The sequence below is a fragment of the Pectobacterium wasabiae CFBP 3304 genome (assembly GCF_001742185.1).
GTDB lineage: Bacteria > Pseudomonadota > Gammaproteobacteria > Enterobacterales > Enterobacteriaceae > Pectobacterium > Pectobacterium wasabiae.
In genome coordinates this window covers 138354-162180 of sequence record NZ_CP015750.1, presented here as the reverse complement: position 1 = coordinate 162180, position 23827 = coordinate 138354, and the positions used below count along the sequence as shown (strand labels likewise).

Genomic DNA, 23827 nt, shown 5'->3' with positions numbered 1-23827 from the left:
CTTACTCCTTCTCCGGAGAGTGAACGAACTGCGTGTTAATTATCGCTTCTACCAGCGTTACGCCATTGGCCGTCAGGGTGATGACACCAGCATCAATGGTGACCAATTCCTTCTGAACCAGTATGTTGAGTGTTCGATTGATAATGACGTTATCGAAAAAGCTACGTCCTGCAAAACGCTGTTTGAAGATGTTGTCATCGACGGGAATGAGCGTTGAGAGCGCCATCTTGAAAGCATTCACTTCCCGTTGCAGTGGGGTGAATCCTCGGCTTTCTTCAATGGGCAGTCGGTTCTGATCCAACGCGTCCTTATATTTTTTGTATCCCGTGATGTTGACCGCTTCTGCTCGGGTACACTTCGAGCTGCCGCCAAGACCTATCGCCACTTCTGGGTACTGTTGGGTGAGATCGGTGATTAATCCCTTCCATTTTTCTGGCGGCTGATTGACCTGATGAAAGTACATGGTGGGGTGCTCGAGATAGCGGGGAGAGAGATACTTTTCGACCACTTCGCGCATTTGATATTGCATCCCTAACCCAGGGAAGCTCATGCTATTAATGTCGATAAGCCCTTTCTTTTGCCACAGACTTTCGCGTTCTCCCGAAACGCCAGTCCGCGTTTTCATGAATTCTTCCATGTGTAGCTTGGTACAAACGACATGCGAAAGTGCTAATTCCAGCGCTTTTTCCATGTCGTATTTCACATCATCAACGTGTTGCCCCAGCATGCCATAGATCAGATCCATACTGACCCAATCGAAGCCGACGTCTCTGGCGTTGTAGAGCGTCTCCACACACTCCTGTGCGGAATGCTGACGGCCACAGGCATGGATAATTTGGTCATTGAACGATTGTGCGCCGAAGCTGATTTTGGAAAAACCAAGCTCTTTTAATAACTGCAGATAATTTTTAGTCAGCGTGCCAGGTTCACCTTCGAAACGCATCGACGCTGCCGAAAAATTAAAATGGCTTTGGTAAAAATCCATCAAGCGGCGCAGTTCTGGTGCAGGAAGTAGCGAAGGGGTACCGCCGAAAATATTGAATTCACCCACTTCAGCCTGTGCAAGGCTGGGGATATTCTGCAGCCACATGGTTGCTTCTTTAATATTGTAATCAACGATGTCGCGGAACACTGCTTCTGCCGATGCTGCCTTTGGGTTAAGCAAAACGGTAGGAAATTGGCAGAAATGGCAGCGGTAACGGCAAGTGGGAATATAGGCCCACAGATGGATCTGCTTAGCCTGCTTTATTTCAGTTTCCATATTATGGAAAAAAGTATCAAGAGGATGATCGGTTATGTCGCCGGGAAAAATGTGACAACCAAAAGGATCTTTAAACACATAATCTAGAAAATCGCTATTCTCTGATCGAGAGAGAAAATCATACACGCGCGGTATCGGATAGTTCGGATCTATTTCGTTTAAGGATGCTAAGGCGGCATGATTCATCAGAACACCCCTCCGTTGGCGAAATAGTTATGCGCCTCTCCGGATTCGCGATCTTCACAGAAGTAGTAAACAAATCGTTCAAAGTCTTCGGGAGCGATGACGTCAAAACTCTCGGGGAGTGGTGGTGGAAAGCCGATATCCTCGCCAACAGCATGGCGCATGGCGCTGAAAATCTCTTCCCGGAATTCGAAGTAAAGTCGGTAGGCGGGTGTTTTATAAGAATGAATGGGTTTGAAATCGATAATACGGCTGTCATGCTTGATTTCATGAATCCTCTGGTAGAGGCGCTCGGCTACCGATTCGGTAAAAAATTCACGTACTGCGCGGTTGTCCAGTAATATCGTTGGGTTTAGCAGCGCGGGCAGTACGATATTTTTAGGAACATAATCTTTAATCGAGTAGTCCCAAGCCTGTTGTGATTGTTGAGGCGTGGTATCTCTCAGCATAGCCTTTTGCTTTTTTGTTTCTGGCCGCACGTCTTTCATGACGATGATGCCATCCTGTCCGTAGGCAATACCGGTGATCACATCCTCGAGAATGGTATCCACGCGGCGGCTGTTAATTTCTACTTTGGAATCTCTGGCGTAAACCGGCTTTCCACCCCAAGCGATGACGCGGATCCCAAAGTCCCAGTCATCGGAAAGGTGTTCCACAAATCGCCTATTATCGAGCTGATAAAAAATCTCTATCCCGCCTACGTTGTCATAGAGCGTGCGTTCGACCGCAAAGCCTTTGCCGTCAGGAAAGCCGCCAAATAGCGAGAAAGACATATCACGACAGCGTAATGTTTTTTGTATTTCTCGTAAGAGATTCGGGCGATTGAGGAAAGCGTCCTCGTTGTAATAGTAATTACACGTTCCTAAATCCCCATTTTCTTGCACCATTTTTTCTATTAATGCATGCAACCAGTAAGGATCTACGATGCAATCGGCGTCAGCCGAAGCAATATAGTGCTTCTTGTTCACGCCTAAACGAGCATCTCTGGCTTTTGAGCGTAGAGAGGCGTAGTCCATACCTCGTTTTCTAGCAGATGAAACACCCTGAATTGTTTCTTTGATGACATGTATATCAAGATATGGGTGGTGCACTTTAAAATCATTAATTTTATTAATGGAATCATCTGTGGAATTGTTGTCGACAATGATTAACTCATAGGTGTCAGGCGTAATCAGGTTGTTATGTGTTTTTTGATAGAGTAGTGAAAGAAGAGCCTGATCAATACTATCACTTTCGTTGTAAACTGGGAGTACAACGGAAACAAAAATATCATTACGCATATGTTTCTCCGGAGAAATCTAAGTCAAAAATGTCAATGACATTGTTAGTGAGTACTTTTTTTCCAATGTCATAATTGTGGTTGGCTATCTCTGTCATTAACGATTTATTAATGAGGAGGTTATAGACCTCATCGATAAATGCATCATCGGGTAGATTGTCTTGCTGCTCTGATATGTTGAGCACGGGGGAAATAAAACCGTATTGCCCGTAAACCTCTTGATAATATTCGTAGTCGGTAGTGATGTAACAGCGCTGGCAGCTAATAGCCTCGCCAATCGGGTTGCCATAGCTGTCATAATCCCAAGAGGTAAGAAAAGAAACCAAATCGCAGGAGTAGTATAAATCCTCTATGGTGTACGCTTGCTTTTGGGTTGAAAGGCATCGGTGTTGCAGCAAACCGATAAATTTAATGGCTGGCTTTATCGCTAATTCTTCAGATAAGTTGAGTAACACCTGATAATAATCTCGATTTTCGCTAGGTTCTCCAGAAATAACGAGATAAATTTTACGATCTATATTGTTCTCGGCGAACCTCTGGTTTAGACCATGTACCAGATGAAAATCTCTATCTATACGTTTCTGCGGAATAATTCGGGTTGTCCGAACGATAAGGATATCGTCATCACGTATGGATAAGTGCTCTCTTATGTTTGTATAATTTATCTGGTCATTGAACTCATAGGTGTTTCTTTTAACGTTGACTTCTATCTCGTTATCGCACCAGATTTCAAGGTTTTTTTTCAGATTGTTATTGAGCGTAACATAGGTGATATGGGGGGATTTAACTGGCTTGACTGCGTAGGGGTAAGGTGGGCGACCATACTTCATTGTGGTTTTTTCACTGTTCCACATGAGGTCATGATCGCGCCAGATAGCAAACATGCCCAGGTGGTGGCGCTTTCCGTAATCTTCAATAGCTTGATATAGTGCTTTGGTATAAATGATATTTTCCGGTAGGGTGCCATTCTCGACGATTACATAACCTATATTCAGGTTTTCCCACTGCTGAATGATTTTTTCAGCCAGTCGTTGAGAAATTTCATCGATAGTGCATAAAATTCTTTTTTCTTCTTTTGAGGAAACAGTAGATTTCTGGTTGATAAGAACACGGTGTGAGTATTCTATAAAGTTGGATGTGTAATTAGGAATACTCTGAATATCATCCAGGCGAACAAGAGTCACATTATTTTCATAAATTTCTTTTTCCCAACTGTATGGCTTATTCATCATCCCTTTGTCTATTTTTATATCATAGCCTAGGTCAAGGTAAGCATTTAGTCCTTTCTGAGAGAGAAGCTTAGCTATCTTAAGTGCTTCAACGGTAATTCCTGATACGGCAACCGCATCGAATGATATAAATATAGCTCCGGTGTCTGTATTCATCCGTATGTCCATTTTTATCAAAAGTTGATTAAAATAATTTTTTCAGTCACTTAATAAATTCACTGGCTATCTTGCTTGCTGCTCTTATCGCTTCTGGGACAGGGCGATAAAACTTCTGCGGCAGGGCGATAAAACTATCGCAGAAGGGATAAGTTGTGGGGTTGTGTATTAATGTGTCCGGTTGCTGCCACCTCGATATATTTTAGGTATCAGATTCAGCTACGGTAAATAGGTGCGTAGGCGTAGTCACTATATAGCCTCACTCTAATCCGTGGGCTGTATTTTCTGTAAGCGCTCAGTTTGCACTGTATCAGTAAATTTACTTGTAATTATTAATTGTTCAGTTGCGTTACTTGTTTTTAAGTTATGCATAAATTCATTCTGAGATAAAGTTTTTTAGAGGGTAATCTGTATTTATGCGACTATTGTCACGTAAATAAATCAATTACCCTCAATTTCTTAACCTAATTAATCAACTTTGATAGCATTTTTTGATGCTTATTATTTTTTTGCTTTTTGTTAACGGAATGTAACGTTAGTTTTTTTGTACATTAAAACCGTAACACTTGATGGTATCGGTTGATGTGTCAGCCAGCGGTTATGATGTTGCTAGAATGAGCAGATTTGAATTTGCGTTACAGTGAGAAGAGGATAAAAGAGAGGCTAAAAGGAAAAACAAAAGCCGCCTGATAGAAGGCGGCTTTAGAGATTGTTTACATCACAATCAGAATGGGCTGATGATTGATCCAATACGTTCACAATAGCTGACATAAACATCTCCCACTCTTTTGAAGAATTTGCTGATTTTACGAAACATAGTCATTTTCAGACTCCTCTTACGGGTTAATTAAATGTGATGTTCATCACGTTTTTAATGGTAGCGGAGATGAAATTGGATTTCAACATTTTTGTGATGTTAGTCACAAAAATATAACGAGTGGGCAAATGGCCTGTACCGTTGTGCGAAAAGGACCTGATGCGCGCCCGATAGAGCAGCGAATCAGGTGAGGGAATATAATCCGTGGGGCGCGTCAGGCGGGATAGTGATAAATATTGTGATCGAACCACTGCTCGCCAATCTGCTCGGCATTTTTTGCCGTGTGATGAAAACGGAAACCAAGCCGTTGGGCGACGGCATTACTACGTATGTTAGCCGTTGAGGCTTTGATGACGCAGCGCTCAATGAGGTTTGCATCGGTATACGCTGCTATCAGCGTACTGACGGCCTGAGAAACAATGCCTTTCCCTTCGAATTCTTCGGCGATCCAATAGCCGATGACGCCTTCTTTATCCTGAATCGTGTTGAAGGAAACGATGCCAGCCAGCGTGTCATCCCAGCGAATGACGTACACGGCGGCCGTTTTGGCGAAGAATTCCTGTCTATTACCGCGAATGGTTTCACGTGTGTCATCGACGCTCTTGACGGAATCCGGCCAAGGTAACGTTCGCCGCAGGCGTGGCTTTTCTTGCTGAATTAGAGTAAAGAGCACATCGGCGTCGTTCTCTTCCTGTACCGTTAGGCGCAAGTGGGGCTGATGGCGTAGTTCATACAATTTATCTGCAAATAGCGCTTCCATAAGCGAGATTCCTTATTTTTTAACGTAGCAACGTACCGTCAATGATTGTGACACTGTGTCCGCCGATCCAAGGTTCATCGTCCAGGTAAGTCACGGTAATACGACCATCGCAGTGCAGCATCGTCCCTTGTCGTGCAAGATAACTGAGTGGCGCGGTAACATTATTCGTGGAATGCTGCTGGCGAAGCAGTGCTGCCAGACAGGCATTGGCGCTGCCAGTGACAGGATCTTCTTTAAGGTAGCCGCATTCAATGTAGAACGTGCGGACTTCATAATCGGCCGGCGTCGCGTCATCGTGTGGGCCGTAGATAGCAATGCCATTGGTCTGGCTGAGGCTCTGCACGGCGGTGAGCGCGTCTGCATCCGGTATAATGCTCAGACAGGTGTCCGCGCTGTCTACACGAACCACCAGCCAGCGAATGCCCATATGTACGGCGGTAGGCGGATAGCGCTTATCGATGTGAGCACTACCAAGACCGGTTATGCCCAGCGCTTTTTCCAGCAGCGGCGTGTGTTCATCATCAAACGGCACGATGGTAGCCTGCGGTGCGTGAAACGCCAGACTCTTGTCATCACCGATGTTGATTGGCACTAAGCCAATACCGCACTGTTGCACCAACTGGCCCGGGGATTTAGGACGTAATCCGTCTTCCAGCAGGGCATGTGCCGTGCCTAGCGTGGGGTGTCCGGCAAAGGGCATCTCCGCTTCTGGCGTAAAAATACGGACATGATAATCCGCAACGGGATCGGTAGCAGGCAGGACAAACGTGGTTTCCGACAGGTTTGTCCAACGCGCGATATCCTGCATCTGCGCATCGGTCAACCCACTCGCCTCCATAACCACGGCAAGCGGATTGCCTTTGAAAGGCTGCTGGGTGAAAACGTCGACCTGTTTGAAACGACGTACTATAGGCATCGCATTTCTCTCCTGTATGCGCTATCGCTTAAATATTACTCAAAACTAACCGCGATCCTGGCGCGCGCTTATGGCATAATGCGCGCCAAATCACATTCCGACTCGAGTATAAGTGCTGTGTTAAGTACCAACAATATTACCATGCAGTTCGGCAGCAAGCCGTTGTTTGAAAACATTTCCGTTAAATTTGGCGGCGGCAACCGTTACGGTTTGATTGGCGCCAATGGCTGCGGCAAATCCACCTTTATGAAGATCCTCGGCGGCGATCTGGTGCCGAGCGGTGGTAACGTCTTCCTCGATCCTAATGAACGTCTGGGTAAACTGCGTCAGGATCAGTTCGCGTTTGAAAAATATAGCGTGCTGGATACCGTCATCATGGGGCATGGCGAGCTATGGGCGGTAAAAGAAGAGCGCGACCGTATCTACTCATTGGCTGAAATGAGCGAAGCCGACGGCTATAAAGTGGCCGATCTGGAAGTAGAATACGGTGAGATGGATGGCTACAGCGCAGAATCACGCGCGGGTGAACTGTTGCTGGGCGTGGGGATCCCTGTTGAGCAGCACTATGGCTTGATGAGTGAAATTGCTCCCGGCTGGAAGCTGCGTGTTCTGTTGGCGCAGGCACTGTTTGCCGATCCCGATATCCTGCTGCTCGACGAACCGACCAACAACCTGGATATCGATACTATCCGCTGGTTGGAGCAGGTGCTTAACGAGCGTAACAGCACCATGATCATCATCTCGCATGACCGTCACTTTCTGAATATGGTCTGTACGCACATGGCGGATCTGGACTACGGTGAACTGCGTGTTTATCCGGGCAACTATGATGAATACATGACGGCCGCGACGCAGGCGCGTGAGCGTTTACTGTCTGATAACGCGAAGAAGAAAGCACAGATTTCTGAACTGCAATCGTTCGTCAGTCGTTTTAGCGCCAACGCCTCTAAATCCAAGCAGGCGACATCGCGCGCGCGCCAGATCGATAAAATCCAACTGGATGAAGTGAAAGCCTCCAGCCGTCAAAACCCGTTTATCCGTTTTGATCAGGATAAGAAACTGTTCCGTAATGCGCTGGAAGTGGAAGCGTTGAGTAAAGGTTTTGATAACGGCCTGCTGTTTAGCAAGCTGGGTCTTATGATCGAAGTGGGTGAAAAAGTCGCCATTTTGGGTCCTAACGGTATTGGTAAATCGACGCTGTTGAAAACGCTGGTCGGTGATTTCGAGCCGGATAGCGGTACGGTGAAGTGGTCAGAGAATGCCAAAATTGGCTACTACGCGCAGGATCACGAATACGAATTCGATGAGACGCTGACGGTGTTTGACTGGATGAGCCAGTGGAAACAGGAAAAAGACGACGAACAGGCGGTGCGCAGCGTACTTGGTCGTTTGCTGTTCAGTCAAGATGATATCAAGAAGAAAGTGAAGGTGTTATCCGGTGGTGAAAAAGGTCGCATGCTGTTCGGTAAACTGATGATGCAGCGTCCGAATATTCTGGTAATGGATGAACCAACCAACCACCTTGATATGGAATCTATTGAATCGCTGAACATGGCGCTGGAAATGTATGAAGGGACGCTGCTGTTCGTTTCTCATGACCGTGAATTTGTTAGCTCGTTGGCAACCCGTATTTTGGAAATGACGCCAAATAAAGTGAACGATTTCACCGGTAACTATGAAGATTACCTGCGTAGTCAGGGTATTCAGTAAGCGTGTGATACGGCCTCATTATTGAGGCCGTTAATCCCCGTCATACTTCAAGCTGCATGTGCGTTGGCAATACTCGCCTCAGTCACTTACTGGTGTAAGCTCCTGAGGATTCACTGTGTCGCTGCCTTCCTGCAACTCGAATTATTTAGGGGATGTTTTCGTTTTGTTAAGGATAAAATCCGCGGTTTAATGCTTCGACCGCCTCGGCAACGCGCGGCCCCATTCCCAGCAAAATTGCCTGATCGAGCGCGATAATGCGTTGATTTTTCCAAGCTGCGGTTTGCACTATCCCCGGTATTACCTCCAGCGCTTCCACACCGTTTGCGATATTTTGCGTGGTCACTACAATCACGTCAGGATTCGCCGCAATCATCGCCTCACCGCCGTAAGTTCGGTACTGACTATGCGTGGCGACATTCTTACCACCCGCCAGTGTGATCAGGCTATCTACGACGGTATTTTTCCCCGCAACCTGCGCCGCGCCGCCGCCGACACTCAGCAGAAACACGACGTTGACGTGATTCTTCTGCGTTGTCAGTCGCTCTGCTACGGCATTCAACTGCTGAGAGAGACGAGTGGCCAACTTCTCGGCGGCATCAGCGCGATTGAGCAATACACCCGCTTGCCGAATATTGCTAAGCAACTGCGCTGGCGTACTGGGCGTGCGGGTAAAACGTGCCACCGTTACACCAGACTGCTCAAGCTGATTAAGCACCTGCGGTGGGTTGGCATCCTGCCAGGTCATCAACAACGTTGGGTGGAGCGACAAAATACCTTCGCTCGTTAACTGCTGCCAGTTGCTGATTTGTGGCAGTGTTGACGTCTCTGGCGGATAGGTGGTGGTTTGATCGATGCCCACCACCGTATTGCCTGCGCCGAGTGCATAAACAATTTCTACCAGTGAGCCGCCAGCAATCACCACGCGCGGCGTGGTCGCGCAGGTGAAGGAAGACAGCCCAAAGAGCATTAACGCGATTATCGCCTTCATCATCATGAATCTCAGAATGAGAACGCTGCGCCAATCGCGGTGCTGAAACCGGATGCCGGAATACTTTCGTGCGCGGTGGTGTAGCGTTTATCCAGCAGGTTGTTCAATGCCAGCGTGACTTGATACTGATTCTCGTTGCCGAAAGTGCTGGTGAATTCCAGATTGGCCGTTGCCCAGCCGCTATGCTGAACGGCGGTATCTGCCGTTTCATCCTTCGCACGTGAGGCTGCTCGGAAGTAGAGATCTGATTCCAGCTCCATGCGCTCGAATAACGTGATGTTTTTGAGTCCTATTTTGCCAGTAAAGGTGGGTTCACCGGTGCGATAGGTGCTGCGAGTCGGCAGTTCCAGCTCACGGCGGATGATGTTGCCGTTAACGTAAGGAGACAGCGTCCAGCCGAGGTATTCCGCATACATTTCCATCCCGTATGTGGTCGCACGGTTGGCGTTAGCGTAGTAACGGCTACCTTCAGCCGTACTGCCGGAACAGATGGCGTTACCGGCGCAGTTAAGCGTGGTGATGTAATCTTTAGCGCGTGAATGGTAAACGGCGCTATCCAGCAGCCAGCTCTCATCTTTATAGCGCATGCCGACTTCATAATTATCCGACGTTTCTGCTTGTAGACCGGCGTTACCATAAGTGGTATTCCCGCCCGCTGCCGTGTCGTAAAATTTATGCGTTAGGGTAGGGTAGACATAACCTTGCGCAAAGGAGGCGCGCAGTTGGATATTGTCGAAACCGGAATAGCGCAGACTGCTGGCGGTGACTAAGGTACTGTCATTTTCCTTCTTGGTGGCGAACGTGCTGTTGTTCGGCATCACCATACCGTTCATTCTTATTGTGCCGGTCTTTTGTCCGCCGTATGAGAGCGACTCAACCCAATACTGACGAGCGCCTAGCGTCCACGTCCAGTCCGGCGTTATTTTCCATGCATCCTGTGCGAACAGTGCCCAGCTATTCTGCCGCCAGTGGTTGTTGGATACCGAACTAGGGTTAACCGAGATAGGGAAAGGTGCGACAGGAGAGAGAAAACCGTCTGCATGAACATCGGAGAAGGCGTTTTGCTTCACCACATCGGAGAGCCACTGTCCCCCGGCAATCAGCGTATGATCGGCTAATGGTGTGATATCTGCCTGTAAGGTCAACCCTCGACTGGTCTGCTTGTCGTCGGTTCCTGTACTCATCGCCATTTTGCCCTGATAAAGCGACATGCCGTTATAACGCAGCGGGTTACCGCTCTGCGACAAATCGTTACGGAATTCGCGCTTAATATTTTGCTGGTAGGCGTCCAGATGCAGGTTTTTCAGCACCTTGCCGCCGAGCTGCCAGTCATAAAACAGGCCGACCTTCTTTCTTTCCAGTTCAGGAATTCGCACGCTAAAACTGTCGTATTCATCCGAATCGGTATAGGTCTGCGTACTGAGTTTGAAGCTATCCAGCGACAGGCCGAACTTATGATCGCCCAGGCGATAGCCGAGCCAAGCTGACTGGCCGCTGTTACGAAAATGGGTATCCGGCAGACGACCATCCGGCGTGCTGCGGTTGCCTTGGTCGCTATAGCTGCCGCTGAGGCGGTAGTCAAAGTTACCGATGGACCCGTAGGCTAAGCCGGATTCCTGCCAGCCTGCGGTGGCGCTGTCGTAAACGGCTTTGATTTTGCCACTCAGCGGCTTGTCTCCGCCTTTGCGGGTAATAAAGTTAATGACGCCGCCGATAGCCTGTGAACCATATAATACCGAGTGCGGGCCTTTTACCACCTCGATGCGCTCGATATAAGAAGGATCAATTAATAATCCGAGACTGTAATTGGGCCCGGCACGTTGATAAGTGACTTCCTGTCCGTCAATTAACACCAATACGCGTGAGGCTTCTTCACCGCGAATACGTATTTGTTTACGACCTGCCAATGCGGTATCGGTAATATCGACGCCGGGAATATCACGTAGCGCTTCGGCAATAGAATCGCTGGTATATTTACTCAGCTTTTCATTATCGACAACCTGCATAGTGACGGGGCTTTCCCATAAATTCTGTTCCGTTCTCCCTGCGCTAATAACGGTTATTTCATCACTGTTTGTCGTTGAATGGCTTGTGGATGAATGTGTTGTGGATAAATCGTTTGTGGCTGCATTAATTGCACCGCTATAAATAGCAGGCAGCATAAAGAGTGCCCAGCGTGTGGCCTTTTTATTCATGGCTTCTTCTCTGAAAGGTTAATGATTCTCATTAACGTTATCATTTGGGCGTAAGTGGCGATAATTAAATTTAAATGAATATCTAAAAATGTGACTGTCATCTCACTTGTTATTAAATAAGGACTTGCAATATTTCATTGGTTGTTAAATTAACGAACTTTAATGTAGTGGCTTTTGTTTTCATTTATTTAACATTTAAAAACGATGCAGTGGATTAATGCTATGAAAATAATAAGAAATAACTGTCTTTATTGACTTGGGGAATTTTAAACAAAATAAGCAAATCGGTTAATTTAAAGAGAAAACGACGCCAAAAAAATTATCGCTCTCCCTTCTGCCTGTTGGGCTGGTTGCTAAATAAAAATAATTATCATTTAATTTATTTTATTGATTATTTGGGGGCCGTTAATGAACATCGATTTGACGCCGTATTATGCCGAGCCCGGTGAGCAGCCTTTTGGCGCCCGACGTATGGCAATGCCTTGGCGCAACCATGTGCCACTTTCACCAGAACAAATTCCGGCCGGTTGGCAGGCGTTGAAACAGCAGATAGTGCCTGCACGTAAGCGTCTGCTCTACCTGCACATCCCTTTTTGTGCTACGCACTGCACGTTCTGCGGTTTTTACCAAAATAAACTGCGTGATGACAGCACCGCGACCTATACCCGTTACCTATTACAGGAATTGGCGATGGAAGCGGAGAGTCCGCTGCATCAGTCTGCGCCCATTCATGCGGTTTATTTTGGCGGTGGTACGCCAACGGCACTGGCGGCCGATGAGCTGTCGCAAATCATTCGTGCGATCCGCACCTCTCTGCCGCTGGCACCTGACTGTGAAATCACAGTAGAAGGGCGGGCGATGGATTTTGACGATGAACGGATCGATGCCTGTCTGGATGCGGGAGCGAACCGCTTCTCCATCGGGATTCAAACGTTTGATACTCGTATTCGTCAGCGTATGGCTCGCACCTCGGATAAACAGCAATCAATTCGCTTTCTTGAGCGGTTGTGTGAGCGCGACAGGGCCGCAGTTGTATGCGATCTGATGTTCGGCTTGCCGGAACAAACGCCGGAAATCTGGCGCGAAGATCTGGCGATCGTCAGCGATTTACCGCTAGACGGCGTCGATCTGTATGCGCTTAACCTGTTACCGACAACACCGCTGGCGAAAGCGGCAGAGAACCAGCGTGTTGCGCTGCCTGATGTGGTCGCCCGACGTGATTTTTACCGGACGGGTGCAGCATTTTTGGCCGATGCGGGCTGGCACCAGCTTAGCAACAGCCACTGGGCGCGCACTACGCGTGAACGCAATCTGTACAACCTGCTGATTAAACAAGGCGCGGACTGCTTCGCCATGGGCAGCGGCGCGGGCGGCAATATAAACGGGCAAGCCTACATGATGGAGCGCAGTCTGGAGCGCTATTACCAGCAGATCGATCAGGGGCAAAAACCGATCATGATGATGACGCCAGCCAGCCCGACTGGGCCGTGGCAGCATCAGCTTCAGGCGGGCATTGAGGTTGGTCGCATCAAGCTGCCTCAGCTTACCCAACATGCCCGTGAACTTCAGCCTTTGCTGAGTCAGTGGCATCAGGCAGGGTTAACCTGTGACGATTCCACCTGCCTGCGCTTGACTAACGATGGCCGCTTCTGGGCGAATAACCTGATGCAGGCACTACAACAAATTATCCCTCAACTTAATGCCGAAGAGCATGCGCACTAACCGGAGACGCAACCATGACCATGACACTGAATGAATTACTGGCAACCAACCCTGATGGCACATTGGAAGAGATTGCTGGAAAATACAATACCTCGCTGTTTGCTGTCGTTGAGGCGTTGCCTGCGGATCAGCGTGCGCTGGTGACGGGCGATCGTTTCGATCAGGTGTGGGACACGATTGCGACCTGGGGTGAAGTGACGCTCATTAGCCACACAGCGGATGCGATTCTGGAGTTTAAGAGCGAGCTGCCAACCGGTACGCATCGCCACGGTTATTTTAATTTGCGTGGCAAAAATGGCCTGAGCGGACATATCCGTGCGACGAGCTGTCAGCATATTGCGTTTATTGAACGCAAGTTCATGGGGATGGACACAGCCTCCGTGGTGTTCTTTAATGCCAGTGGTGCGGCGATGTTTAAAATCTTCCTTGGACGAGACAGCCACCGCCAACTGCTGAGCGCTCAGGTTGAGGCGTTCCATGCGCTGGCGAGTGAATTACAACCGGAGCAGGTATGACATGGTTACTTTTTGGCGCAGGCAATGGGGTCGGCGCCTGCTTATTACAGCGAGCTATTGAGTGCGAGCAGGCGGTAGTACTGGTATTACGCAACCCTGAACAGGCCAAACACTGGCGCGAACAGGGTATGACCGTGGTGGAAGGCGATGCCTGTGACCCGGAAACGGTAGCAGAGGCCTGTCGCGTGGCTGGCCCCTCGGCCATTGTGGTATCGACGATGGGCGGCGGTACGGTAAATTATCAAGGGCACCGGACGGTGATCGATGGTGCAGAACAGGCTGGCATCAAGCGTATGCTGTTGGTGACCTCGCTGGGCTGTGGCGACACTTGGCCGCAGTTGTCGCCACGCGCCAGAGCTGCGTTTGGTTTCGCGGTACGTGAGAAATCGCTGGCAGAAAGTTGGTTGCAAAGCAGTACGTTGGATCACTGTATTGTTCGTCCCGGTGGCCTGCTGGATGTGGTCGCGACGCACAATGCGCAACTCACACAAGGTGCGGCTACGCTGGGGTTAGTCTCTCGTTGGGATGTGGCGTTGGCGGTTGATCAACTGCTGCAACAGCCTGTGTTCGGTAATCACATTTACAATCTGATCGATCCCGATCTCACGATGCCCGCCATTCCGTAATCCTCGCGATTGCGTCATCCATGCTGCCGGGATCGTTCATCCCGGCATCAAACGAACTGTTATAGTCAATCTGTCGAAAACTGTATCTGTTATCTCTTGTATGCCTATGTTCTAATCAGCGCCAACCGTGTTGTGTTTTTGTTAAAGCATGACAGTTTTTATACGTATGATGGTGATGACGATGGATGAAGTAAAACGCCTTCTGACTGAAGAGATTGAACGTATTAATCGGGAAGAAAAACGCGATAATAAAATACGTTTTAGCCGCAAATTCATGCAGTCACATCCCTATCTGTTTGGCGCGATGCTGGTAAGTTACGTGCCGGTTGCGATGATCTTATATTACGCCCCTTATTTTGGTTTGCCGTACCTGATTGGCTTTACCGTTTTCCTGTTGGTGATGTCGCTGGCACTCTCGATAGATATCAACCCGACTTATCGCTTTGAAGACATTGATACGCTGGATTTACGCGTTTGCTACAATGGCGAGTGGTTTACGATCCGCCATGTATCGCAGGACACGCTGGATAAACTGCTACGCAACGAGCAGGTCCCGTCCGCTGTGAAAGCGGGGATAGAGAAGATTCAACGCACGAAAGGTGATGTTGATTTCTACGATATTTTCTCGCTGGCCTATCGGCAACAACCCTCTGCATAAGCCCAGATCTCCCCTCCGGTTATCCACCTTCCTAATGACCAGATAATCCCGTCGTTTTCACTATGCTGAGGTTTGCATGGTGTTTGGTTTGCTCAGGGATTCGTTTTCATAAGGACTGGTTTTCATGAAGACAGAGTGCTACGTTCGTTGTAAGCGACGAATGTTGCATTTCTTTTGATTTTCCAGACTGATGGTTTTTCGAATACAGGTAGAACAGGACGATGAGCGAAAAGGTATTGCTGGTGATTCAGTTGGGTCAACCGCCGGAAGGCATTGCGTCTCAGATTGGGCAACAAGGGAAGTGGTTTGCCGATGCGGTACAAGGTAAAACGCAGCCGGTGCGGGTGGTTCGCCCCGATCTTGGGGAACCATTGCCGCCGTTCGATACGCTGGCGGCGGCGATTATCTCCGGCTCGTGGTCGATGGTCACAGATCGGCTGGACTGGAGCGAATACACCGCTGGCTGGCTGCGCGAGGCGTATTACGCGGATGTTCCGCTGCTAGGCGTGTGTTATGGGCATCAACTGCTGGCCGATGCGCTGGGCGGCAAAGTAGGCGATAACCCGAACGGCAAGGAAGTCGGCGTTCAGATGGTTACAACCAATGATGTTGCGGCACAAGATCCCTTACTGCGTGACTATCCGCCGCAGTTTGGCGCTTACCTGACCCACCAGCAATCCGTGCTGGAAGCGCCGGAAGGCGCGCAGGTGCTGGCGAGCTCAGAGATGGATGGCTGTCAGATTATCCGCTACAGCGAGAAAGTCTTAACGGTACAATTTCACCCGGAATTCAGCGCGGATATCATGCTGACGTGCTTGCGCCATAATGAAACGGCGCTGCGACAGGGCGGTTGGGATGTGGATCGGATGATGGATATTCAACAAGAACCTGTCTGGGCGCGTAAGATCCTGCTGGATTTTGTCGCGTGCTACGCGGCGAAATAGCCCTCGCTTGAAGTGTGGTTTGCGATAACACGTCCTGTTCGATCGCCATCTATTGGTGATGATCGAACCCAAAATAATGACATACTCATCCAGCGAAACCGTAGTGCTATGGCAAAGTTTGAACAGCTTGCCCACCAGATCCGTGAGCAGCTTCAGGAAGGCATCTGGCGGCCGGGCGACAAATTACCCTCGCTGCGGGAAAAATCGCTGCATGCGGGTATGAGCCTAATGACGGTACTGCACGCGTATCAACTGCTGGAAAGCCAAGGGCTGATTGTGTCGCGCCCGCAGTCTGGTTACTACGTGGCCCCGCAATTATCGCTAACAGACAGTTCACATTCGCCAGTCGGGCAGAATCGCGTTCAGATTACCGAAGATGTAGATGTTAACGCGTTCATTTTTGACGTGCTTCAAGCCAGCAAAGATCCAGCGGTGATGCCGTTCGGATCGGCATTTCCCGATCCACAGCTCTTTCCGCAGCGCCAGTTAACGCGTTCACTGGCCTCGGTAGCACGCCATATGCAACCACAAAGTGCACTGGATAATTTACCGCCGGGTAACGAGAATCTGAGGAAGAGCATCGCCCAGCGCTATGCATTGCAGGGAATAGCCGTCTCGCCCGATGAAATTGTGATTACAGCAGGGGCGATGGAGTCCCTCAACCTCAGCCTTCAGGTATTGACGGAGCCGGGTGATTACGTGGTGATCGAGTCTCCGGCTTTTTACGGTGCGCTACAGGCGATTGAACGCCTTAAGCTCAAGGCCATTGCGATTGCGACCGATCCGCAGCAGGGCATCGATCTTGATGCGTTGCAGCAGGCGTTGAATGACTACCCGATCAAAGCCTGCTGGCTGATGACCAATTTCCATAACCCGCTCGGCTATACGTTGTCCTGGGAGAAGAAGCAGCGGCTGGTGGCGATGCTGGAAAAACACGATGTCGGGCTGGTCGAGGACGACGTCTATAGCGAGCTATACGCCGGTCTGCAACGGCCGCTACCCGCTAAGGCGTTGGATAAAAAAGGGACGGTTCTGCACTGTTCCTCGTTTTCTAAAAATCTGGTGGCAGGATTTCGTATCGGCTGGGTGGCTGCGGGGCGCTATGCGGGAAATCTTCAACGTTTACAGCTAATGAGTACATTATCAACCAGCGCACCAATGCAACTGGCGATTGCGGACTATCTGGCGACCAGCAGCTATGACAGCCATCTGCGTCGCCTGCGGCGGGCGCTGGAGCAGCGTAAACAGGCGGCGTTACAGTCGTTACGCCGACATGTGCCGGGTGAAGTTCGTATTCATCCTTCGCAAGGCGGCTATTTTCTCTGGCTGGAATTGCCGGAAGGCGTCAGCAGTACGGTGCTTTACCGTCGTGCGCTGGAGCGGGGCATTAGCATTGCGCCGGGGAAAATGTTTACGACCGGTGACCAATTCGATCGCTATTTCCGTTTTAACGCTTCCTACGAATGGGATGAACGTTGTGAACAAAGCGTGACCGTATTAGCGGCGCTGATTCGGGCACAGATAAACGAATGTCTGACGCGAACACCTCTTTAGAGGTGTGGAGAGGTTTGCCGCTTTTCTGCTACTGTCTACGTCATGACGGAAGGTAACCCTATTGATGGCAAAGAATCGTTGATGGCGAAAAACAGCCATAACCTTGCCGGAAATCAGGAAGTCGATAGGCATGATGAGTATAATCTCGGCCAAAGGTGAGCTATACCCGCTATCTTTCGGACCGCGCTGGCGGCCTTCCTGCACCCCGAAATCTATCGGATAGACAACGTAAATAACAGGAAAAATCCCCCTGATGAGTATTCGTATTGTTCCTCAGGAACAGTTAGAACAGAATGAAAAATCGATGCCGGAAGGAAATATTCCTCCGTTGCTTTTCGCCAATCTGAAGAGTCTGTACAGCAGCCGTGCGGAGCGTCTGCGTCAGCTAGCTGAAGATCACCCGCTGGGGGATTATCTCATCTTCGCCGCAGGCGTAGTGGAGGCTCAGCAGAAGGTGTTGCACGATCATCCGTTGCAGCTTGACCTGAGTGACGTGCTGAAACAGTCCGGCGAACGCCCGCCGCTCGATATCGCGGTGTTCCCGCGTGATGCGCACTGGCATACGCTGCTGCGTGCGTTGATTGAAGAATTGAAACCGGATGCCAGCGGGCAGGTGTTAGCCACGCTGGAGAATCTGGAAAAAGCCTCAGAGCAGGAGTTGGAAGAACAGGCAACGGCGCTGCTGCAACACGAGTTTAGAGCCGAAAATAACGATAAAGCTCCGTTCATCTGGGCGGCATTGTCGCTGTTCTGGGCGCAGATGGCTGGTCTGTTGCCCGGTAAAGCACGTGCCGTACCCGGTGAACATCGCCAGTTCTGCCCGGTGTGCGGCAGTATTCCGGTATCGGGTGTGGTGCAGTTAGGCACGTCCAGCGGACTGCGCTATCTGCACTGTAATCTGTGTGAAAGCGAATGGCACATGGTGCGGGTGAAATGCAGCAACTGCGAAGAATCGAGCGAGCTTAATTACTGGTCGCTGGATAGTGAAAACTCCGCAATCAAAGCGGAAAGCTGTGGTCACTGCGGCACGTACCTGAAGCTGTTATATCAGGAAAAAGATCACCGTGTGGAAGCCGTCGCCGACGATCTGGCGTCGCTGGTGCTGGATGTGAAGATGGAGGAAGAGGGCTTTTCTCGCAGTAGCATCAACCCGTTCCTGTTCCCGGAAAGTTCGATCGAATAATCGGTTTACTCGGTGAAGCACATTTGGGCTTCACCGCCTTTCTTTCAGAAAACCTACCTCTGCCACACGCCACTGAAATGCAGCAGCAATACTAGCGCAGTGATCACAATGGACGCTGATGTCATCACGATCAGCCCGTGACTAATGCGCGATAGCACCAACTGGCAACTGGCATTAAAACGATAACGCACAATCGCTAGCACCGACATCAGCGCGGAAACGCATAACAACAGCATGGCGCAGGCAAACACTGCGCGGCTGTCGTCTACCATGCTGAGGCGAAAACACAGCAGGCTGTTGATCAACATTACAAACAGCGTGCGGGACCAGGCCATGCCGGTTCGCTGTGGCTGCAATCCCGGATCGCGAGGGGTTTCCATGCGTTACCCGAACAGAATCATGGCGGCAAGCGCGAGGGCAATGAGGGTGATAAACAGCGTCACGATCAGCAACATCGGCGTGTACGGCATATCATTTTCCTGCCGCATGGCCTTTTCATTGCTGACCCAGCGGCGATAAGCCAAACCGCCAAGCAGCGCCGCGCAGACGACCAGCAACAGAGCCAACCCCTGACGCACCAACGGATCGATGTGCACGGTAAATTGATCGATACCGACCGCACCTGCGAGAAACGCCAGCGCAGTACGAATCCACGCCAGAAAGGTGCGCTCATTCGCTAATGAAAAACGGTAGTCCGGGGTTTTCCCCTGACTCCACCACGGGGTCTTTTCCTGTCTGGGTGTTGTCATGTTGTCGTCTGATTTCAGGTTGAATGTTGTTTAACGCGCGCTTTGGTTACCGTTACCGCGGCGGAGTTGGCATCGTGTAAGAGGGTAACACGACAGGCCATTTCCGTAAGAATGAAATGGCCTGCCAAACACGGTTGTTACGCAGTATCTTTCCCAGTGTGATGTTCTACCAGACAGAGCACCACTTTACGATGTGCCGTATGATAAATGTATCGTGTTAACTATCTCGCAGATCGTAAGAAAATGACAAATTCCCGTTATGAATTCGGCGAGTTTGGCCAGTCGAACTCATCAGTATTTACCGCTACACGGCTCAGCAGCACCGCGTATTTCTGCCATTCTGCAAGCGCGTCTTTCTCCGCATCTGTCGCAATATTGAGGTTAACGGCATACGTCAATTCATTAATGCGAGACGTGGCTGCGACTTTGCGTGTAGCAAGCTCCTGCTGTGCATTTTTGATAGCGGCGGCGGCTTGTGCGGCTTGATCGAGCCCCCACTGCTTACCGTTCCATTTATCAAATTCGGTTTCTGGTTGCAGCAACGTGAAGTCATCAGACAACTCTCCTAACTGCGTAACAGTCTGAGCTTGACGGGTTTCCGTGTTGTAAACCGTCTGGCCGCGATAGTCCGGCACCGATTCCCACAATGTACCATCAGCGGAACGGCGCAGGGCTTGTCCAACTGGCGGCAATTGTGGTTCGTCGGTGTAACTGTCAGCAGGCAGGCCGACACCTTGCATCACATATTCATAGCTGGCGGTTTGGTATTCCCGCGTAGCCGGATTAACGTGATAAACCGTGATCCAGCCTTCGTTGATAGCCAACCCACGTTCATTCAGTTCTGCGTTTTTAATTTGTGTTGAATAGGTGCTCATTATGCTGCTCTCACGATGTAGTTAAAGGCGATATTACGGGGACGGTTTTCGTTTGCTGTTGGGACAGTTCGGGATGCGTCAAAAGTTAAGTTTCCCCACCGACAAGAGCCTGTACCAGAACCTAATTGTGCACTATTGTTAAATGTTGTTGAAAATGCTCCCGAATCTTCACCACTGGTCCATTCCGCAACACCAATTCGCGATGCGGTAATATTTCTTATTGCATCAGTTTGTGCTGACAGTAGCGCACGGCCAGCATCAGCCCCGCGTCCGTCATCCCAGCCACGGATAAATTCTCCACGTAAATCGGGCAAGAAACCGTTCGGATAGTGGGATGCTAAAACAGGAAATTGCGCGGTGTCGAACTGCTGACCGTTACATTTCAGCCAACCTAGGGGGGCGACAGCGCCAGGGAATGGCAGGGGGATGCCAGTGAGTTCAGATGTTGGCATAGCGCCAATCGCCGCTGGATTCAGATTTTCTGAATGCCAAATGTCAACCCACTGACTAACTGAGTTATATGAAAACTGACGTAATTTAAATGATAGACTGACACTGTCTCTACCTAGTAAATCCCATCCATATGTTGCGGCTTCCTGAACGTGAATACCTGATGCGCCTGTGCCTGGAAACGGGTTGTCAGCTTGGTTCGCGCTATATGAGAAAAATCCACATCCCATTTCGCCACCAGTTGAGCCATTAGGCCGCGGACGTGCATTTGCGCCCAGTCCATGGCCGCCGTTGATAATCATGCGTCCAGTAGTTGTATCATCCATCCCCGTTTGTTTTTCGAGTCCCATATTTTTACGAAACTCTGCTTTATTCGGAATATCTGCCCCGTTCTGGTCTTTCGCCAGCTTCCCCGCCAGTGCATTCAGCACCGTTGTGCTGAAGTTCGGATCATTACCTAATGCGTTCGCCAGCTCCTGCAGCGTATCGAGCGCTGCCGGGGAACCATTAACCAACGCCGTCACAGCCGCTTTCACAAAGGCCGTGGTCGCCAGTTGCGTGTCATTCGCACCGGAGGCTGCCGTTGGCGCTGTGGGTGTTCCCGTGAATACAGGGCTGGCTTTCGGCGCATACTGGGGGTGTGCATCGATAATGGAAGCATGGGCATTCAGCTTATTGGCCGCATCCGTTTTTACATCAGCAATCGCATTCAATATGGTTGTGCTGAAATGTGGATCGTTACCTAACGCATTCGCCAGCTCTTGCAGTGTATCGAGCGCAGCCGGAGAACCATTGATCAGTGCGGCAATGGCCGATTTCACAAAGGCCGTGGTGGCAATTTGCGTGTTATTTGCCGTTTGCACTGTGGTTGGCGCGGTGGGCGTTCCCGTTAGCGCCGGGCTATTTTTGGGGGCATATTGCGCATGCGGATCGCTGGCGGCGAGATGCTTTTGCAAACTATCGCCCGTCGTTTCCTGCGCTTTTTTCAGGTAAGCCGTGCGGCTGGCTAACTGTTCAGCCTGACGGTTGGAAATTCCCCCAGGGCCCGCGACAACCGGGTCCGATGTTTCAAGCTGATAAATCCCATCAATCCAGCTTTCTTGTTCAGATAAATTCGCCATGTTCATACGCTCCTATGGGCTGTGGCATAGCTGCCGTGCTATGGCTATAAAACCGTTTTAGTAACGGTGAGGAGAGTACCTTTTGGGGTAGGGAAGGTTTAGCAACGGAGTTTAAAAATTAAGGTGAAAAGTGCATGAAAGTAGCAGCCATCGTGTGGACAGCATGCTCTTGCTACTTGTCCGTTGTGGGCTGATGTAACTGGCGCACTAATTGCATATTCCAGTGAGTGGTTTTTTCAGGAGAGACAGCGATGGTAGCGGAGCCTTCAACAACAATTCGATTTTTACTCGCCTCGCGCCAGTGTGAGCTCAACAGCCTGCGCTATCTGTTGCAAAGTGGTGAACTGGTGGGAAAAATCAGTCAGCTTGTGCATCTATTGCAGCGTGAACGGGGAACGGCAAACCTGTTTCTTTGCTCCGATGGACGGTTCTTTGCCGACGAGCTGGTGCTACGTGAAAAAGACGTGCAGGCGGCGCTGGGGCATTTGATGATGCATCTGGCTGGGTTGGAGAAAATGACGGCGGAATTACCGCAGGCGAGCCGCCTATTTAGCCGCGTCGCCAGCGTAGTCTATGCGCTGAGCCTGCTGCCTGCGCTGCGTCAGCAGACTCGCCAGCGTTTGCTGCCCCAGCCGCAGGCGATGACGTTTTTCAACGACATTATTCGTAACCTATTGGCGCTGGTTTTTGAGGTGTCGGACACGGCGGCCGATCCGGGGATTTCTCGTGCGCTGATTGCCATGTTCAGCTTTATGCAAGGAAAAGAGCTGGCGGGGCAGGAGCGTGCTGTCGGCGCGGCAGCCTATGCAAGGGGCTACGTTGATGAAGATACCCGACAAAAGCTGCTGGACTTGATCGAGCGGCAGGAGCGCTGTTTCGATACCTTTTTAGATTTTAGTGATGAAGAAAGCCAGCAGCGCTGGCGTGCCATCGCGGTAGACAGCGAATTTGAACGTCTGCGGCGCATTGTGTGCACTCGTAGCCCGATAGAAAAACTGTCGGAAGTCGATAGCCTGCACTGGTTTTCGATTGCCACGCGGCGCATCGATGAAATGAAAAAAATGGAAGATGAACTGGAGCTGACGCTGATGCAGCGCTGTCGAACGCGTATTGCGGCGGCGGAGAAGGCGTGCAGCGATCAGCAGGCGGATTTTGAAGCGTTGATGGCACAGCAGGAAAGCGATGATTCAGGTTATTCGATATTTATCGCCAGTCACGACGTGGAAGGGCAAAACGCACAGCCCGGCTGGCTACATAGCGACGGCGTCAGCCCACAGTTGGGGCGCTCGCTGCTCTCACTGGTGCAGCAACAGTCGCGGCGCTTGCAGGCACAGGATCATGAATTGGCCGCGCTGCGTGCCACATTGAATGAAAGAAAACAGATCGATCGTGCGAAGGGATTGCTGATGCAGCATCGCGGATTAAGCGAAGAAGAAGCTTACAAAACCCTCAGGCGCATGGCGATGAGCCAGAATAAAAAGCTGATTGAAATTGCGACAGCGATGCTCGCGGTGGCAGATGTATTCGGGGCTACCTCTTAAGGGGTGTATGCACATGAACTGTGCGTGTTCTGCCAGTTGGCGGTGCAAAACTCTGTCTTGTGAAGAACAAATCGCGGAGTTAATGGTTGTGGGTGGTAGTTTCGCGCGTAGCTGGTTCTCGCTGTCGTTGTGTTGTGATGAGCGTAAATAACGCTGAAGGAAAAACAGGCTTAGGATGAGCGGCAGGGAAGCCGCGAAAGCCGTTGCCGCGTCGGGAACGCGTCAACGGCGGTCCGTTAAGAGGCTGTTTTTTCTGAAGGTATCGCGTAGCGACGTTATTTCTCGCGAAAAAGCCATGGGTCACGGGGCGGCGGCGACTGAGCGCCCCGTGTTGGGCGCGTGCTACGACATAGCATAGAAATGGCAATATTCTAGCGCACGAAATAATAACCTTA

General features: G+C 50.2%; 20 protein-coding genes. 9 read left to right on the top strand and 11 right to left on the bottom strand.

Annotated features, from left to right (window positions below; all coding sequences use genetic code 11):
• Position 1: 1 nt before the first annotated feature.
• The 5 genes from A7983_RS00800 to A7983_RS00780 all read right to left on the bottom strand — a co-directional run bounded on the left by A7983_RS00800 (position 2) and on the right by A7983_RS00780 (position 6601).
• Positions 2-1447, bottom strand: coding sequence for a radical SAM protein (locus tag A7983_RS00800; RefSeq protein ID WP_005969821.1), 1446 nt, complete (start codon positions 1445-1447; stop codon positions 2-4).
• Positions 1447-2724: a glycosyltransferase family 2 protein gene (locus A7983_RS24220; protein ID WP_005969819.1), complete on the bottom strand. Its 1278-nt coding sequence runs from the start codon at positions 2722-2724 to the stop codon at positions 1447-1449. The genes A7983_RS00800 and A7983_RS24220 overlap by 1 nt, the downstream gene beginning before the upstream one ends.
• The gene (locus A7983_RS24215; protein ID WP_005969817.1) at positions 2717-4108 is read right to left on the bottom strand and encodes a glycosyltransferase; all 1392 of its coding nucleotides are present in this window, start codon (positions 4106-4108) and stop codon (positions 2717-2719) included. Before A7983_RS24215 ends, A7983_RS24220 begins: the two co-directional genes overlap by 8 nt.
• A 1031-nt stretch (positions 4109-5139) precedes the next feature.
• Complete coding sequence (locus A7983_RS00785) at positions 5140-5685, bottom strand: GNAT family N-acetyltransferase (protein WP_005969815.1); 546 nt, start codon at positions 5683-5685, stop codon at positions 5140-5142.
• A gap of 19 nt (positions 5686-5704) precedes the next feature.
• Entirely contained in the window at positions 5705-6601 is an 897-nt protein-coding gene (locus A7983_RS00780) for a PhzF family phenazine biosynthesis protein (protein WP_005969813.1), read from the bottom strand.
• A gap of 117 nt (positions 6602-6718) precedes the next feature.
• On the opposite strand from A7983_RS00780, the gene A7983_RS00775 reads away from it, so the two are divergent.
• On the top strand, positions 6719-8311 hold the full coding sequence (locus A7983_RS00775; RefSeq protein ID WP_005969812.1) for an ABC-F family ATPase: 1593 nt from the start codon (positions 6719-6721) through the stop codon (positions 8309-8311).
• A gap of 166 nt (positions 8312-8477) precedes the next feature.
• Here the strand turns inward: A7983_RS00775 and A7983_RS00770 are convergent, their stop codons facing one another.
• A complete protein-coding gene (locus A7983_RS00770) occupies positions 8478-9299 on the bottom strand; it encodes a heme/hemin ABC transporter substrate-binding protein (RefSeq protein ID WP_039478202.1) in 822 nt (273 codons plus the stop codon).
• An 11-nt stretch (positions 9300-9310) separates the two neighbouring features.
• Positions 9311-11494, bottom strand: coding sequence for a TonB-dependent receptor plug domain-containing protein (locus A7983_RS00765; protein WP_005969808.1), 2184 nt, complete (start codon positions 11492-11494; stop codon positions 9311-9313).
• A gap of 408 nt (positions 11495-11902) precedes the next feature.
• On the opposite strand from A7983_RS00765, the gene hutW reads away from it, so the two are divergent.
• From hutW to fdhE, 7 genes are all read left to right on the top strand, one after another.
• On the top strand, positions 11903-13216 hold the full coding sequence (hutW, locus tag A7983_RS00760) for a heme anaerobic degradation radical SAM methyltransferase ChuW/HutW (RefSeq protein ID WP_005969807.1): 1314 nt from the start codon (positions 11903-11905) through the stop codon (positions 13214-13216).
• A 14-nt stretch (positions 13217-13230) separates the two neighbouring features.
• Positions 13231-13731 (top strand): heme utilization cystosolic carrier protein HutX, encoded by a 501-nt coding sequence (gene hutX, locus A7983_RS00755; protein ID WP_005969806.1) that lies wholly within the window; start codon positions 13231-13233, stop codon positions 13729-13731.
• Positions 13728-14357 (top strand): NAD(P)H-binding protein, encoded by a 630-nt coding sequence (locus A7983_RS00750; RefSeq protein ID WP_005969805.1) that lies wholly within the window; start codon positions 13728-13730, stop codon positions 14355-14357. The genes hutX and A7983_RS00750 overlap by 4 nt, the downstream gene beginning before the upstream one ends.
• Positions 14358-14538: 181 nt before the next feature.
• Positions 14539-15015 carry a YlaC family protein gene (locus A7983_RS00745; protein WP_235778010.1) on the top strand — a complete coding sequence of 159 codons (477 nt, stop codon included), beginning with the start codon at positions 14539-14541 and terminating at the stop codon, positions 15013-15015.
• A gap of 221 nt (positions 15016-15236) precedes the next feature.
• Positions 15237-15959: a glutamine amidotransferase gene (locus tag A7983_RS00740; RefSeq protein WP_005969801.1), complete on the top strand. Its 723-nt coding sequence runs from the start codon at positions 15237-15239 to the stop codon at positions 15957-15959.
• Between the two features lie 108 nt (positions 15960-16067).
• Positions 16068-17513 (top strand): aminotransferase-like domain-containing protein, encoded by a 1446-nt coding sequence (locus A7983_RS00735; RefSeq protein WP_005969800.1) that lies wholly within the window; start codon positions 16068-16070, stop codon positions 17511-17513.
• Positions 17514-17766: 253 nt separating this feature from the next.
• The gene (gene fdhE / locus A7983_RS00730) at positions 17767-18696 is read left to right on the top strand and encodes a formate dehydrogenase accessory protein FdhE (protein WP_005969798.1); all 930 of its coding nucleotides are present in this window, start codon (positions 17767-17769) and stop codon (positions 18694-18696) included.
• A gap of 53 nt (positions 18697-18749) precedes the next feature.
• On the opposite strand, the gene A7983_RS00725 is transcribed toward fdhE, so the two are convergent.
• The 4 genes from A7983_RS00725 to A7983_RS00710 all read right to left on the bottom strand — a co-directional run bounded on the left by A7983_RS00725 (position 18750) and on the right by A7983_RS00710 (position 21891).
• A complete protein-coding gene (locus A7983_RS00725; RefSeq protein ID WP_005969797.1) occupies positions 18750-19076 on the bottom strand; it encodes a DUF202 domain-containing protein in 327 nt (108 codons plus the stop codon).
• Between the two features lie 3 nt (positions 19077-19079).
• A complete protein-coding gene (locus tag A7983_RS00720; RefSeq protein WP_005969796.1) occupies positions 19080-19445 on the bottom strand; it encodes a YidH family protein in 366 nt (121 codons plus the stop codon).
• A gap of 257 nt (positions 19446-19702) precedes the next feature.
• Positions 19703-20320, bottom strand: coding sequence for a tail fiber assembly protein (locus A7983_RS00715; protein ID WP_005969795.1), 618 nt, complete (start codon positions 20318-20320; stop codon positions 19703-19705).
• Positions 20320-21891 carry a phage tail protein gene (locus tag A7983_RS00710; RefSeq protein WP_005969793.1) on the bottom strand — a complete coding sequence of 524 codons (1572 nt, stop codon included), beginning with the start codon at positions 21889-21891 and terminating at the stop codon, positions 20320-20322. Before A7983_RS00710 ends, A7983_RS00715 begins: the two co-directional genes overlap by 1 nt.
• Before the next feature lie 251 nt (positions 21892-22142).
• Here A7983_RS00710 and A7983_RS00705 point away from each other — a divergent pair, with 251 nt between their 5' ends.
• A complete protein-coding gene (locus tag A7983_RS00705; RefSeq protein WP_005969791.1) occupies positions 22143-23432 on the top strand; it encodes a nitrate regulatory protein in 1290 nt (429 codons plus the stop codon).
• Positions 23433-23827: the final 395 nt, after the last annotated feature.